This window comes from Sphingobacterium sp. HMA12, from assembly GCF_002933815.1.
Classification (GTDB): domain Bacteria; phylum Bacteroidota; class Bacteroidia; order Sphingobacteriales; family Sphingobacteriaceae; genus Sphingobacterium.
In genome coordinates, this window is the sequence record NZ_BEYR01000001.1 from 719,901 (window position 1) to 735,644 (window position 15,744).

Genomic DNA, 15,744 nt, shown 5'->3' on the forward strand with positions numbered 1-15,744 from the left:
TAACGTGCTTATCTTTATGTAAAGATAAGCTACATATAGTTTGCGACTATGCAGACCAACTCACTAGCCAAATTGCTTCCCTCTGCCGGTTGGAGGGAAGCTCTTTTTGTTTTAGGGCTTTTATGTAAGCAAATAGCGGCTATTATTCAATTGCTTTTGCGTGAGTGATATACTCCTTTACAATAGGAAGGTCAGCTTCTGCCCAGTCATAGTCAAGCAATTGATCTATCGCTACCCATATTGTCTGGGCATGCTCCAGCGCTTTTACTTCGCCAGATTGTAGGCTGCATACAAAAGGGTAGAGCTGGAACGAGAAGTCGGCATAGTGATGCTCGACCATCGTGAGCGATCTGCGTATGGTGATATCAATATTGATCTCCTCATTGATCTCCCTGCGTAGGCAGTCTTCTTTAGATTCTCCGGTTTCGATCTTTCCTCCAGGAAATTCCCATTTCAATGGCAGTTTCATCGAAGCTGATCGCTGGCAGATCAGTATCTTTCCATCAAAATCTATTTACAACTAGCGTACCAGGGATACCTACCATTAGCGTATATTTTTCAGCTTGATTTCACTTTGACCGAGCTAGCGATTTTCAAACCGACTATCCCAATTGGGATTATAATAGTATGTCAATACAGGATTATTTAATCCTTTTCATTTTTCTTTGTTTACTTAGATTGATTTTCAAAGGACAAGAATTAAAAATGTACAGGACTTGCCATTTGGTAAGAAATGATTTTTTACGGGAGATCGTTCGTTAGCCCTGCAGCTAATTTAAAATATACTTTAATGGTGTAAACCCTATGAGTCTGAACTATTATCATCAGTTAGTTTTCCATGACTTCGGGTCGAAAATGGCTTCCCTTTTCCTTCATCACGCCATTTATCGATATAAATATAATACGGAATACAAGGTATATTAAATATTCTAGATCTACACTTTGTTGGAAACTTAGAAAATAGTGATCACCGCCTAATTGGAGTTTGTTTAACGTTCGCATATACCTATCTTCATCTGAGAATACACATACTGCATAGCGCACTAGATGATTTAACTCACAAAGAATTTGTTAACTTACGGCTCACAAAACCCGAAACTCCACTTTTGACTGTCTGAACAACGGGCAGGAGGGTAGTAAATATTTATGCCCAGCTTTAAGCTGTTTGATTTTTAGGGACACTTACAGATAAATGCAAAAGAAATATGGCGATCAATTTAGCGTCAAATTTTTCGTTAAATTGTTCCAAATTCGTCTAAAAATAGATTTATCTTCTGTAATAATCTTGCCATCGCCAAATAATCCAGGTTTGAGTTGGATCATTGGGTTAAGACCTACGGTGTCAAGACTAACAGTCGTAAAGAATACACTATCCCGAATTGGAATATCTGAAATATATTCCACTTTTCCATTTAGATAACCATATTCTTCATAGGGATAACCGTTTACTTTGATCAATACTTTTTGACCTTTCTTCACCTTGGCCGAAGCAATCTGAGGCAATAATATCTCCCCATAATATTTTTCGCTCTTAGGATTGATATAAAATAATTTCTGTCCGATCGCAACCTGTTGATTTATCTGTAGGAATTCGCCGTAAATCAGCTTTCCACCAACTGGGCTAGTCATAATATATTGTTTCTTCCAATTTTCAGCTTCGCTGATAAAACTGTTTAAAGCTTGTATAAATTTTTTCAGTTCTTCCTCGATGTGGTTTTCAATTTCCGCCAGTTCTTTATTTTTCGATAGGATATTCCCTTCATAATTAATCAAGCTATTTTCCATTTGTGGAATCATCTGACGCTTAGCCAGCAATAAAGATTCCTTTTGCTGTAGCTCGGACGGACTGATCACTTTCTTTTCCGCCAATAGCTTGTACTTTTCATACTCCTGCTCAGCCAGTTCGAGTTGCTTCTTCTGTAATTCAAAAGATTGATTGTTCTTTTTATATTGTTCATTGACATTTGTAACCTCCTGATTAATGACAGACTTACGCTTTTGATAGATTCCATGGTCCCGCGCTGAAATATAGCTCAAGTAAGAAAGGTAGAAGTTCTGATAGGCTCCTTGCAGCTCTCCTAGATTGAGATTTTTCGGTTCGATCAATGCTTCCAAATTGTAAGTGGCGTTAGGTTTCTGGCGTATCTGTTGCAACTTATCCAAAAGAACAATAACCTGGTCGTGATCTGCAGTACTTTCCAAATAAGCCAATGGACTGCCTGTTTCCACCCACTCGCCATCTTTCTTTAAAAGCTTCACTAAACTTCCATTGACTTTAGCGGCGAGGACTTTTGGGGCATCTGTTGTATTGAACCGGATCTCACTATTGACAGTTTCTGGATAGCGTATAAAAACAGACATACCCAAAATAATTAAAACGGTCAACAGGATAAATGTGATCCCTCTTCTTAACAGCCAAGAAGGTGGTTTTGCAATAATATCCTGTAAATCTTCTGAATGGATGTCTGATTCTATAATTGATGATTCTTTCATAACTGTTTAATTCCCCAATTCCAATTGATTTCTTACTAATTCGAAATATTTTCCTTTTGAGGCCGTGAGTTCAGTATGTGTCCCCTGTTCAACAACATTGCCTTTTTCCAATACGATAATATTATCTGCATTTTTAACTGTGCTGAGTCTATGTGCAACGACAATAACCGTCCTTTTTTTAAAGAAGTGATTGAGATTCTCTATAATAACTTTTTCGTTGTTAGCGTCAAGTGAATTAGTCGCCTCATCTAAAAATATAAACTCCGGTTCTTTATACACTGCTCTGGCAATCATCAATCTTTGTCGCTGCCCTTGACTCACGCCTTTGCCAGCAGTGCCAATTTTTGTTGCCAGACCAAAGGGCTGATCTGCTATAAATTCATTCAGATTTGAAATCTCGATGGCGTTTTCCAGTCGTTGTTTATCCGGAAACTCTTCATTGACAGTTATATTACGTTCTATTGTATCGGCGTAGACATAGTTATCCTGCAATACCGCACCACATTTTTCTCTCCAGAGAGAGAAGTCAAACTGTTCCAAACGCTTTCCACCTATCAGAATCTCTCCCTCTTCATATTCATAAAATCTCAGTAGTAATTTCAGGATTGTTGTTTTACCACTGCCGCTGGTACCTACGATTGCAGTAGTTTTTCCAGCCGGGAAATGTAAGTTCAATCGGCTAAAAATAGGTTCATTTCCTGCACCATAGTAACGAAAAGTTAGGTTCCGGATTTCGATATCCTTATTTTCAGGCAAGTTGCTCAAATAGTCCTTTTTCACATCTTCCTCATCTTCGGTCTCGTAAATTTCATTGAGCCGTTCCATACTAATCTTGGCGTCCTGATAAGATTGCATAAAGCCAAGCAGGGACTCCACGGGGCTACTGACCATCCCAACGATATACTGAACAGCCATCATCCCTCCAAGTGTCATATCGCCATCAATAACGGCCTTGGCACTAATAAACGTGATAAAAATACCTTTGATTTGATTAATGGCCAGAGACCCGATGGATTGGTATTGGGAGAGTGCCAAACTCTTTACTTTAAACTTAAAGAGCTTCGCTTGCAGAGCCTCCCAGCCCCAACGTCTTTGCTTCTGTGCATTGTTGAGTTTTATATCTTTGATACTTTGGATCATCTCGACCATATAAGTCTGGTTCTCGGAAGATATTTTAAATCGCTTATTATCTAATTCGCGCCTATACTTCATAAAAAATAAAATCCATAAGGTATAGAGTGCAGTTGCCGCAAAGAATACTAAGAATATAACTTTGTTATAAACGATGAGAAGAGCACCGAATATCAGCATATTAATAATGGAAAATAGCGTATTTAAAGTATTTCCGGTCAGGAACGATTCAATTCGCTGTTGATCAGCCATCCGTTGCATCAGATCCCCGTGTGTTTTAATATCAAAGAAATTCATTGGCAATTTCATGATTTTGATCAATAGATCTGTCAGAATGGAAATATTGACGCGTGTACTGATGTGAAGCAAAATCCAGGACCGAATAAATGAAACGGAGGTATTACCAACGAATAACATTAATTGGGCGATCAGGATCAGATTGATAAAGCTGATATTTTTGGTATTAATTCCGATATCAACCACAGACTGTGTGAGGAATGGGGTGATCAGCTGTAAAATGGTTCCCAGCACCATCCCCAGTATGAGTTGGATAAAAAGACGTTTATATTTATAGAAATATTTTAACATCTTGCCCCATTTTAGAGATAGATCGGGTTCTTCTTCGTCGAGCTGGTAAAATTCGGGGCCGGGGCTTAAGACCAATGAGAGACCGGAATGCAGTTCTCTGGCCGAGTACCAGTTTTTCCCAAACTCCTTACTGTCATAGGTAACAAGTCCTAGCGCCGGATCAGAAATGTAAAATTTATCCCGTTTTACTTTATATAAAACAACAAAATGATTCTGATTCCAATGAAGGATACAGGGCAGTTCAATTTCTTGGAGCTGTTCCATTGTCAAGCGAACACCATAAGTTCGGAATCCCAGCTTTTCGGCAGCTTCACTTACTCCCAATAAATTAACCCCTGTATTTTTTGTTTGGCAAAGTTTACGGATTTTATGAATGGATACGGACTGACCATAGTATTTGAAGATCATGCGGAGACAGGTGGCCCCGCAGTCCATTACATCCATCTGTTTATAATTGGGGAATTTTAAAATCACTATATTATATTGGGTTTGAATTACTTATACCTTTTCTTGCATTTTTGTTAGATTTTATCGGATAAATGCTTGTTTCATATGATAAATTATTCAAATTAAACTATCAACATATAGTATCATCCAAAGAATCTGTCTTGTCAAGCGAGATCTATTTTAAAGCAAAAAGATTAAAAATTATCATCTTAAACTTAATAAAAATACAATCCTTTTGGCTATTAAACAATAGTGAAAATCGAAGGAAATAAGCAAGCAATAGGTTCCATATGTATAGTAAAGGTTGAATGATATATTAGTGGAATACTATCTTAAATGAGCGCGTCTTATTAATCGTTTCAAAACCTATTTATTAAAAGTTTGAGGAAACTGCAAAATAGGAGCGTCCACATTGGTTGGCATAATGTTTTTAACCGATATATTGTTGGCTCCTTATAAATTTATTTAAATAAATCATTGATACAATTTTTAATCCCTTTTGACTCCAACCTATAGATTGGTAAACTGATTATGTTTTACATTTTTGATTTTTTTTGCTCCTAAGTGTAATTTACTTATTCAATTGTCCATTTTACAAATGCCGACATGACTTCTTTCCAATGTGGTTTAGAGTGATTTACCGCGCCAGTGCTGTCAACATCAAAAAAATTGTGTTCAAGATTTAGATATCTTTTATAAGTTAAGTTTTGTTTTTTATTTCCAATGAATAGTAATGGAACCAGGTCACATAGATCACTTGATACGTCATTTGTTCCATACGCCATATAAATTGGCTTATTAAACGAAAGCCATTCACCAACGAGTGGTTTTGAGAAAGATTTCCATGCTAGCAAAAAAGGATGTGTACTGACTTTGTTCGGATTATTCGCATCTCTATAAAACTGATATTGCTTTTCTATTTGTTTGTTAGCCTGTTCCCATGATATTTCCTTTCGTTCAGCTTGTTTTCTGTAATTACGAACGAGTTCATCAATTCTTCCATAGGGATTCGCTCCAAAAAGGCCTAGTTTTGATACGTGCTTATCTTTAATAGCTATGTGAGAGGCTACTTTGCTGCCTTGCGAATGACCTGCGACAATTAATTTTGAATTGTCTGCCCACTTTTGTTTTCTGAGAAATTTTAGTACGATCAAGGCTCTATTAACATAATTTTCAAGATAATCTGCTTTCTGAAATGCAATACTTGGTGTTTTATCATCTGGTGAAGCACCAATATATGAATATTGATTATTTAATTCTGATTCTTCGACTATTAATGGTGTTTTGGGCATTGATATCACAACGAGATGATAATGTTTTTTGATTTCTTGATAATCAAAATTGGTTATTCCGCCAGCATCCATCCATAAGCCATTCTTTTTGAAATTGAAATATAATGGAACAGGTTGGGAGCCTTGACACCATAAAAATATTGGCTTTTTCTTGGTTAGATCTTGATCAATGACAATGAAATCAATCGTATCCTGTTTATTCTCAATTTTAAAAGCTGTAACTTCATTATTGATTACTTGTTTTCTCTGCGCAAAGCTGACATGGACGATAAGTAAGAAGAGGATTTGAATAAAAAACTTCATTTAGAATTGGATTATAGTGGTTTGATTTACCAAATATAGATAACTTAGTTTTAAAATGAGCGTAGTTCAGCATTGACTTTCTTCTGTGTTTTTAATTTAATTACCTGCCTCAATGTACTTTGGTAGTTTATAGGCTCGAGGTTTAAATCTTTTAAACTATATGCCAATTTATTCTGAATATGCGATATTATTTTTATCATGTCACCACAATAGATTGATTCATTGTCAAAGCCATTCTGTTTACTGTACCTATTGACCATATAACCTCCTGCACAAATAGACTCTAGAGGACAATTTGAGCAAACATATGGCAATTCGAAATGATTTCTAAAATATAGACTTGTTAAAGGATCACTATTCATATCTGAGATCTCATTAAACATAATATTATAGTTCGTTTCTGTTATGCCATTTTTGCAGGATCTTAAAGAGTCATTTGCTTGCATAGCACCGTTTGATTCTACTACAATTACGTCTCCCATATTTTTTCCAAAAGCATCAAATCCTATTCCCATGCCTAATATGACCTGTATCATAGCATGAAAAAATCTTATGTTTGGTTTGGGACCCTTATCATTATACCATAGGTCAAACATCTCACATAGCCATGTGCCTAATTTACCTCTAATGTCGTTTTCTCCAATTGTATCATGAGTTTCATCAGGTACCAAAAGATCCATAAATTGGGCTCCAGTCGATTTTATATGATTATACGACTCTAATGCTGAATAATTAACATCAATCACAGACAGTATCCCTGAATGCCCGGTGTGTTTTTGAAGTAGTTTCAAACCAGCCAAAATTTCGTTATATGAAGATCTTTCGTTATGGTAAACTCTATTTTTATCATTCGATATCTTCGTTGTATCCATGCTGATTCCGATATGAATATTTAAATCTTTTAATTTAAATACATTCTCATCATTTAGTAAAGTTCCATTCGTCTGAATTGCAAGATTCAACTTTTTATCAGGAAAATTCAAAAAAATTCGTTTGTATTCACTCACGAAAAAGATATAGAATTCTATGCCAATTAGCATAGGTTCTCCACCATGAAATACTATTCCAAATGTACTTAAGTCATGCAATAACATATGATTTAATATCTTTTCGAGAAGTATAGTGGTTGTATTTCTTGATAAAAATTTTGGTTGTTTTTCATAAGAGTTATCTCCTTTGTTATAGATATAACAATATGAGCAATTTAAGTTGCATCTGCTCGCAACTTTTAAGACAATATTCTTTACTATCATATGTGGCCGAAAAATTATATTATTTCAAAAAATAGTGTATGGTATTAATAAAACCAGAGTAGTCAATTTTGTATCAACTACTCCGGTTTAAATAATGTTAATCAATCTATTTATTTGGAAGTGGCGGATTACTGCGATAGACTGATTGAGCGTAATTTGAATACGCTAATGGGTCAGACCCATCGGCATCATAAGGAGCTGCTCCAAATTCACCCCCTAAAATTGTTGCTAACTCTTCTTTGGATAGTTTTCCCAAAGCATTTTTTACCTTTTCTTTATCAGAACCAGGATTTAAAAAGAAATTCTTTTTCATATATAAAATTTTAAATTGTGTAGCAATATTATGGTATTTGTATGTTAAATGCAAGATATTTGATCGTGATTAGATATATATTTTTTATAAGTGGAAATATATTTACTTAACCCGTTGTGTATTAGATGATTTTCATTGTTAATGAAACTTAAATTTTGTTACGCGCATTGTAATTTTAATTTTACATAGTTAATCTGATGAACAAAAAAGAGTTTTTTTTGAAAATATATGGATGATATACGTAAATTTGTCTCTTAATATTTTCGGAATTATAATGAAACATCCTACATATGTAATAAATTTAAAAAACAGGACCGAAAGATTGCGTTATATTACTGCTGAGTTTATGAGATTCCAAGAATTTGATTTAAAGATATTCACAGCTTTAGAAGACAAAAATGGAGCAATTGGGCTTTATAAATCATTTAAAGCAGTAATAAAGGAAGTTCAAACAATCGGAGTTGAGTATGTGATAATCTGTGAGGATGATCATAAATTTACAGCAGATTTCGATATCGATTTGCTTAATAAATATATAGAAATAGGAGCTCAGTCAGGCATGGATATTTTGTTGGGGGGAGCAAGTAGCATTCATGATCTTATTTTTGTAAACGACGATCTCCTATGGGTGGATGGTTTTACCGGCTTACAATTTACTGTTGTATTCAAAAGTTTTTTTTCTAAAATTTTAGATCTTTCATTGCCTGAAGGGGGCGTCTTAGATATAGAACTTGGAAAGATAAGTGATGATATCTTTTGTATTTACCCTTCTATATCTGAACAAGAATATTTTGGTTACTCGGACGTAACTAAGAAAAACAATTTGATAGATGTAACAGAATACTTTAAAAAATGTAGAAAAAAGATGGATTATTTTTATTTGCTTACCAATTATTATAATAATCTTCGCGATTAGTGTTATTATGAAATTATATCTCTTTATAAAACAAACGGAAAGCAATTTGCATATTCCCCCTATTGTAAATTGGAACGTAGAAATAATAATAATGGCTTCTGACATTACTGCGGAAGAATTTATTGAGGATTTTTTTTTACAGCTAGTGCATAAATCCTTTACATTGAAACATGAAAAAATAATTTTTTGTATGAATGCTGATCTTCTAAATACCGTTAATATCGAGAAGATGTTATCCGGAATTGCTTTAGCAGAGCGTTTAAATGCAAATGTTATTCTATTTAATGCGGAAAATGTCAATATGCTTATGCCCGTAAGTTCATGTTATTTTTGGATTGATAATTATTCTAAATCGGATTTTTTTCTATTAGAGGGTGCTTTTTTATTTAAAATATTGCAAAAATCCGATGAATATAGCGGATCGTTGCATACTTTTTTGTCAAATTTAACAAGTAATAAATTATTAATGAATCCAATGCTTATATCAAATTCGGATAGGGAGTTTTCAATATTAACAAACAGGATGCGTAAAATTTCCTCTAAATATATAAAACTTAGATGCAACGAATCTCTATATACAAAACTGACATAATTAATTAAAGTTAATCCCTTTCATTATGATAAAAAAAAAGGTCTTATTGACAGCCCATTTAAATGACAATATCGATATTGAATTTCTATTAAATTTGTATATATATCTGGTTAATGAAAATTATCAGGTTTATGTTAATACAAAAGGGAAGAATCTATACAAGGACTTTGACAAACCGACTTCGTCACATGACCAATATGACTTTATATTTGTAATTAATCGACCTGCATTTAATATCAAATTTACTGGAGAGGAAGTTATTATTTATTTTGTGAACTGTGAAAGTGATTTTTATCAATTATATGTAATGGATAAAAATTATGATTTGAGATTTGATTTTGGTGGAAATAATAATAGATTAGAACGAAACTTTACGGATTGCTTGACTATTCTATATCCAGAACAGCCATGTACTGACAATTTAAGGTATACTTTTGATATTATATTCATTATCAATCATCTGGATACATTGTATAAACTTTTATGGTTTATTAACTCAAATTTTGAAAAGGCTGTAGGGATATACTGCAGTGAAAAAATTGAATTGTTTAACCCGCACGTGACAATCATAAAACAAGAACAGTTCGATCAAGCGTTGAGAAGTTCGAAACTTGTAATAGGGGAAAGTATTTTGTTAACGAAGGCGCTACTTCTTGAGAAACCTGTTATGGTGGTAGGGAAACAGGGGTTTGGTGGTATCGTGAATTCGACAAACGTCGGTAGCTTTTTAGAATCAAAATTTTCAGGGCGTATAGGTGGGGTAGATCATGAGATTATTCCAAAGAATTTGTTAAGCTATGAGTTTTTCTTAATGAATAATTTCCAAGAGGACTCTATCGCAATAAAAAAAACGATTGAAAATAAAATAAAATTGGATGGGCAGGTTCTTAGACAAAAAATGGAATTTCTATTTGCGTCGAAACGAAAATCCTCTCTCAGGAATAACTCTTTTATCGCAAATTTCGAATTAGGTTACTTTTCCCTAACTGATCAAAATACCTACATGGTTTTCAATAGATCTATAAATCAATTTCTTTTTACTATTTCAGAATTAGAATACAAAATCGTTAAACATCTAAAAGATAAAAAAAGTTTTGAAGATATTATTGGAATATTAGGCGATATTAATATTAACGACTTGGAAAAACGCCTGCGAAAATTACTATCTCAAAAGCTTATAAACTACGTAGAATTGTCCTAAGTTAGTAACTTTAAAAAATATGGAGGTATTTAATTATACAGATGAAGAGATTAGGAATCCTTCATCCTTTGTGCATAATTTTGATCTTTCAATTGTTATGCCTTTTTTTAAAAAGATTTCTGATTTTAGAATCACATTTCCCAATAATTATCCATACATTAAGAGAAACGGAATCGAAGTTGTTATTTCGATGGACGAACCAAGTGAAGAGAGGGAACTTCTGGATTTCATAAAAGCTTACCCTGAAATTAACTGGAGAATAATTGTTAATAGGAACAAGCATGGATGGCGAAATCCTTCTAAGGCGATAAATGTTGGTATTCGGTTTTCTACAAAAAAATATATTTTTGTCTGTTCTCCAGAATCGGCATTCAAAGATGATGTGTTATATATCATGCGTAAGATGTTACATTTCTACCCGGACCACTTCACAACAGGGTATGTCGACTTTCAGGATTTTGATGGGTCTTCCGTGTATGACAATCCTCTGCCTTATGGAAGCATTATGGTGGAAAAGAAACACCTAATCACCATTAAGGGCTATGATGAGTCAATTCATAAATGGGGTGGTGATGACGATAACATCCGTTCGAGATTGGAAATGATAGGTATTAAGAGACTGTCTTTATCTAATGCTTTATTAGTCCACCGTGAGTCACGACAGGACCTCGCAAAAAGAAAGGATAAACACAGAGCGACAAATAAGCCTCCTGAAATCATAAAATCAATTTTATACCCTAGTAATTGCATTTCAAATAAGGACAATTGGGGGCGAGACTTCGACGAAATTTCATATGATTGGATGAACAAACCTAACGATCACGATGTTTTGTCAAAATATCTAAATGTATTTCAAAAACATGCTTTATTCGTTAAAGACCTCAGCAAGTCATACCATAACATTTTACTTGTACAGTGTTATAATGAAAAAGATAGGGTGCAAAGATTTTTAAATGAAAATGCAAAATATTACGACGCAATAGTCGCGTTAGATGACGATAGTGAGGATGGTTCCTTCGAGCTAATAAAACATGAAAAAATCTTATTGAAAGTCCAAAAACAGAGGAATGGATTTAATGATCTAGAAAATAGGAATATCTTGCTGAAATTAGTTTCATTTTTTAATACTCAATGGATTACATTTTTAGATTTTGATGAAATCATAGATGCACGCTATAATGATATGGCTTTTATTAATGATAAATCTGTCGATGTAGTCGCGCTGCAACTAGTACATCTTTGGGACAAGGAGGACCGTTTTAATGGAGATTATCCATTTTCAAAAAGAGGTATACAAACTCATTTCCGTACCTTCAGAAATATTGGATATTCTCAAATTTTAACAAACAAAAACTCTTTGCATTTTACACTTACACCATACGTTAATCGTGTATTATATTCTAAGATATTGGTTTTACATTACGGCCATATAAATAAATTAAATCGGGAAAGGAAATTTAAGTTCTATAGTGAGGAGGATAAAAGTAATGACCAGTCTGATTATCAACATTTAATAGATAAGAACCCTAGGTTAAGTGATGTTAAGGATATTGCTGTAGATGATTTTGTTAAATCAAAATTGCTTATTTAAAAAAGATGACAAGGTTAATTTATTGAGGAGACGTTACAATAGTAGGTATCTGATCGATTTATTTTGACGATATCGCTTTGATATTATACAGATCACTAATAATAAGATAGGAGCATTAGCTTTGGGAGTGTAACATCAACTGTGTCTTAGGATTAAAACTTAAAAACCTCTTTCGAGTTTGAGTCTATCCCCAAATCTAATATAAAGTTGGGATATGATCAAGTCCCAGTTATACATTGCCATCGTCCATTTTTTTGCGATATCCTTTATGATCAGATACATCAATTTCATTAGTGCCTGTTCGGATCTGAACTTCATAATATAAGATCAAAATATTTGAGTTCTCAATTTGATAAAATAAGATCAATGTATAACTGTTGTTTCCATAAATGCTTAATAAATAACCTTATAGGTAGTGATATATTATAATAAATATAAAAATAATTAAAAATGAAAAAAACGCTTTTATTCTCTCTTTTGTCATTTTTGGGCTTAAGTCTAACGTATGGGCAGCAATTGAAACCTTTATATAGCAAAACTGATACTTTGCCGAAAGTTGCCTACAAAGATCTTAATGAAACACCTTTGCCTAAGATAGAGATGCAAGGGAAAAATTACTTAGGCGAAGCCATGCGATCATTAAAATCTGAAGGAGTTAAGTCAGTAGATATCAACAAAGAAAGGGGAGTAGTAATAGTTGAATTGAAGCCTGAATACCATCCTGTTTTAATGAGTTTGTCTGATATTAAAAAAAAATATACAAACGTAAAATCTGAACACGTAATATTCCGGATTGAAGATAGCTTTGTACAGAACAACCCGAAAGAAGTTCTTGTCGATGCAAGCAATATTATGCTAATTTCTGTTTCCCTTGTTAAGTTCGTGAGCGATATAGAGGATTTATACATGATTACGTTAATACCAAGGACGGATAAGAATATTAAAAAGTTTAATGAAATACGAATTCGCTAAGCATATTGAAGTACTCATACAAAAACATTACAATAAATGTAATGCTTAAATAAAATCGATTTGTACCTATTCGCACAGCTTCCCTCAAATTAAAAAGGGGGAAGCTGTTTTGTTTTATGTGCCGTCTCCTAGTACGAATAAAAACTGCATTGAAGGCGTACTTTTCGGTATGTCCCGCATACCGCTTACATACACCTTGTTTTCCTGAAACAGCACTCTTATCAGCCATACTTTTGCTATACACATAAAAACAAAAGAATATGGCAAATCAATTTTTAATTAAAGAAACTATGGCAGCTATGCGAGGCTTATCTGCTGCTGAAATCACAGCTTTACAAAATGGAACTTATGAGGGAGTTCAGTTATTAGGTTATTACGAAAAAGGGGATACTCCAGCGCCGATTATCTATTACTTGGTTCCAACGAGCTCTGATCCTGGACCGGATGATGGGGGAAGTGTCATTGCGGTAGGGGGAATAAAACTGCAACATACTTTCGAGGGCGAAATAGATGTGATTTATTACGGATGCAAGCCTAAAGGTCTAGCGTTTGATAATGCTCCTCAACTCCAAAGAGCATGTGATTTAAAAAAAGTTATTGTTATCAGAAATATTGATCCAAACAATTATTACTTTATTGATAAAAGGATTAGGCTGTATAATTCCATCAAAGGAATTGGTTCGCCACAAATAAAAGTTAATCCACAAGCGAATAGTTTTGAGGTTCCGTCTGGATATTCTCTTGATCGGTATACAGCTTTTTCAATTTCAAACAAAGTTGATTCGGCATGGCTGATCGTAGAGGGATTGGATATAGATGGATGGTATGATGGACTGCATAAAACAGGTTCGGAATTTGAACATAATATTCATATTTCTAGCTCCAACAATATCATAATCAGAGATAATATTCTTAGAAATCCATGTGGAGATAGTATTTATATAGGAAAGAATACGGCAAATCAAGGGACGGCATTACTGGATTACTGTTCTAACGTATTTATTTATAATAATAGAATGACCAATCAAGGGCGTTGTGGTGTATCTTTAGTTTCTTCATTTAACGTGAAGATCAGTGAAAATCATATAGAAAAATTATGGTCATATGTCTGTCCCATTGATCTCGAACCTAATGGAGAACAAACAGATCTTATGGTTCAATCTACAACTATCGAGAACAATACAATTATCGGTAGAGAATCGACTTATGCTATTAACGTATATGGTGCTACAGATAGTTCATACCAGGCGCATCCATATCCTGCTATAGATTATTCGACGAAAGACGTGATTATTTTTAACAACCGATTAATTGCAAAAGAGACAGGGGTAAACATTGCTGCTTCCTGGGGTAAGATTGCGAACGTTTTTGTAGAAAACAATAAAATTTCTGCCCCTCAGATGGTTAATCTTTCTGGCACGTATCGTAGTACAAATATTAATATATTAGGAAATTATCCTTATCAAGCCGATGAATATGTTAACATCGGAACATTTCGATACACTGATCATTTAAGGATTAAAAACAATGTAAGTAAATCAAATTTAGGCCAGTCAATTTCAGTTTCCCGTACAAAAAATGTCCTTATTGAAGGAAATAATGTTAAGGCTACAGGCGTAATACCAGCTATCAGATTTGCCTATGATGTTTCTGATATCCAAATTACAGGAAATAATAATATTCAGGCGGATTCTTCTTGTATAAAATTCAATACAGGGTCGACTATTGAAGGATTTTGTATTTCCAATAATACATTAAGCAGTTTAAATGATCATATTATTTATTCTGACAACGTTATGATAGGCAAATCAAAAATAGGTATTAACAGTTGGGTAACTTCCACAGAATCAAAATTCCTTGTTAATTTGCCTTCCTTTTTTAATAATTCGGAAAGTGAATTTTTTGATGGGAAAAGACATTTTTACGTTTCTACTTTGCCTTCTGAATCTACCTTGTCTCCTCAGGATTATGGCAATATATACACGAAAAAGATTTTAAGTTCTTCTGCTTATACAGCAAGTAAAGCGGAGGCAGAGAAGTATATGTATTTTAATGGGTCACTTATTGGAATTGGTTTTAAAGGGGAGTGGTTTGGTGAGGACGTTAGTTTGCCGTCCATAAATACCAAAATTGGCCATAGGTATACCAACGTGAATGGAGGAAGTGGAAACACGTTTTATATCAGAGAGGGCGGAAGTTTTAGAGCTGTTCAAACTATTGTGTCTGGAACAACAGCAAATAGGCCCTCTAACCCCGCTTTAGGATTTAGGTATTGGGATACTAGCTTGAACCGGGCAGTTTATTGGACCGGCAGCTCATGGGCGGATAATATTCCCTTAGCAGCGACAACCACAACTAAAGGTTCAGTAAATCAAGCGGACGCATCTGGGGATGTAGCAATAGTAACATCTTCAACTTATTCATTTACAGAAGTTCAGGGGATATTGGCCGAGCTACGCGACTTAAAGCTCAAGCTACGGACTGCAGGTATCTTAGCAACTTAAATATACTATAGGAGGTTTAAAATTCAATGCGGCATAAAAAAATGCCGCATTTTTTTATATAAAAAGCCTCGCAAAGAAGGGCAGATCTTATAACTTTCGGTATCTTACTTATACCGCTTACATACACCTTGTTTTCCTCCAATACCCT

12 protein-coding genes are annotated in these 15,744 nt (G+C 34.1%); 6 read left to right on the forward strand and 6 right to left on the reverse strand.

Annotated elements, in window-relative coordinates; translation table 11 throughout:
• Positions 1-142 precede the first annotated feature (142 nt).
• From HMAT_RS03035 to HMAT_RS03065, 6 genes are all read right to left on the reverse strand, one after another.
• A complete protein-coding gene (locus tag HMAT_RS03035) occupies positions 143-514 on the reverse strand; it encodes a (deoxy)nucleoside triphosphate pyrophosphohydrolase (RefSeq protein WP_262508757.1) in 372 nt (123 codons plus the stop codon).
• Between the two features lie 698 nt (positions 515-1,212).
• Entirely contained in the window at positions 1,213-2,493 is a 1,281-nt protein-coding gene (locus HMAT_RS03040) for an HlyD family secretion protein (protein ID WP_104381328.1), read from the reverse strand.
• 6 nt (positions 2,494-2,499) lie between these two features.
• Positions 2,500-4,686, reverse strand: coding sequence for a peptidase domain-containing ABC transporter (locus HMAT_RS03045; protein ID WP_262508748.1), 2,187 nt, complete (start codon positions 4,684-4,686; stop codon positions 2,500-2,502).
• Positions 4,687-5,234: 548 nt separating this feature from the next.
• Positions 5,235-6,254 (reverse strand): hypothetical protein, encoded by a 1,020-nt coding sequence (locus HMAT_RS03055; RefSeq protein WP_104381330.1) that lies wholly within the window; start codon positions 6,252-6,254, stop codon positions 5,235-5,237.
• A 50-nt stretch (positions 6,255-6,304) separates the two neighbouring features.
• A complete protein-coding gene (locus tag HMAT_RS03060) occupies positions 6,305-7,507 on the reverse strand; it encodes a radical SAM protein (RefSeq protein WP_104381331.1) in 1,203 nt (400 codons plus the stop codon).
• A gap of 106 nt (positions 7,508-7,613) precedes the next feature.
• The gene (locus HMAT_RS03065; protein WP_104381332.1) at positions 7,614-7,820 is read right to left on the reverse strand and encodes a hypothetical protein; all 207 of its coding nucleotides are present in this window, start codon (positions 7,818-7,820) and stop codon (positions 7,614-7,616) included.
• 274 nt (positions 7,821-8,094) lie between these two features.
• On the opposite strand from HMAT_RS03065, the gene HMAT_RS03070 reads away from it, so the two are divergent.
• The 6 genes from HMAT_RS03070 (at position 8,095) to HMAT_RS03100 (ending at position 15,596) form a co-directional block, all read left to right on the forward strand.
• On the forward strand, positions 8,095-8,736 hold the full coding sequence (locus HMAT_RS03070; protein ID WP_104381333.1) for a glycosyl transferase: 642 nt from the start codon (positions 8,095-8,097) through the stop codon (positions 8,734-8,736).
• Positions 8,737-8,743: 7 nt separating this feature from the next.
• Positions 8,744-9,328, forward strand: coding sequence for a hypothetical protein (locus HMAT_RS03075; protein WP_104381334.1), 585 nt, complete (start codon positions 8,744-8,746; stop codon positions 9,326-9,328).
• Between the two features lie 25 nt (positions 9,329-9,353).
• The gene (locus HMAT_RS03080) at positions 9,354-10,529 is read left to right on the forward strand and encodes a hypothetical protein (protein ID WP_104381335.1); all 1,176 of its coding nucleotides are present in this window, start codon (positions 9,354-9,356) and stop codon (positions 10,527-10,529) included.
• A 19-nt stretch (positions 10,530-10,548) separates the two neighbouring features.
• The gene (locus HMAT_RS03085; protein ID WP_104381336.1) at positions 10,549-12,120 is read left to right on the forward strand and encodes a glycosyltransferase; all 1,572 of its coding nucleotides are present in this window, start codon (positions 10,549-10,551) and stop codon (positions 12,118-12,120) included.
• Between the two features lie 450 nt (positions 12,121-12,570).
• Entirely contained in the window at positions 12,571-13,092 is a 522-nt protein-coding gene (locus tag HMAT_RS03090; RefSeq protein WP_104381337.1) for a hypothetical protein, read from the forward strand.
• A 260-nt stretch (positions 13,093-13,352) separates the two neighbouring features.
• Positions 13,353-15,596 (forward strand): right-handed parallel beta-helix repeat-containing protein, encoded by a 2,244-nt coding sequence (locus HMAT_RS03100; RefSeq protein WP_104381339.1) that lies wholly within the window; start codon positions 13,353-13,355, stop codon positions 15,594-15,596.
• The last annotated feature ends 148 nt before the right edge of the window (positions 15,597-15,744 follow it).

Coding starts and splice junctions, on each gene's coding strand:
- HMAT_RS03040 (WP_104381328.1), bottom strand. CDS start 2,493: ATGAAAGAATCATCAATTATAGAATCAGACATCCATTCAGAAGATTTA.
- HMAT_RS03055 (WP_104381330.1), bottom strand. CDS start 6,254: ATGAAGTTTTTTATTCAAATCCTCTTCTTACTTATCGTCCATGTCAGC.
- HMAT_RS03060 (WP_104381331.1), bottom strand. CDS start 7,507: ATGATAGTAAAGAATATTGTCTTAAAAGTTGCGAGCAGATGCAACTTA.
- HMAT_RS03065 (WP_104381332.1), bottom strand. CDS start 7,820: ATGAAAAAGAATTTCTTTTTAAATCCTGGTTCTGATAAAGAAAAGGTA.
- HMAT_RS03070 (WP_104381333.1), top strand. CDS start 8,095: ATGAAACATCCTACATATGTAATAAATTTAAAAAACAGGACCGAAAGA.
- HMAT_RS03075 (WP_104381334.1), top strand. CDS start 8,744: ATGAAATTATATCTCTTTATAAAACAAACGGAAAGCAATTTGCATATT.
- HMAT_RS03080 (WP_104381335.1), top strand. CDS start 9,354: ATGATAAAAAAAAAGGTCTTATTGACAGCCCATTTAAATGACAATATC.
- HMAT_RS03085 (WP_104381336.1), top strand. CDS start 10,549: ATGGAGGTATTTAATTATACAGATGAAGAGATTAGGAATCCTTCATCC.
- HMAT_RS03090 (WP_104381337.1), top strand. CDS start 12,571: ATGAAAAAAACGCTTTTATTCTCTCTTTTGTCATTTTTGGGCTTAAGT.
- HMAT_RS03100 (WP_104381339.1), top strand. CDS start 13,353: ATGGCAAATCAATTTTTAATTAAAGAAACTATGGCAGCTATGCGAGGC.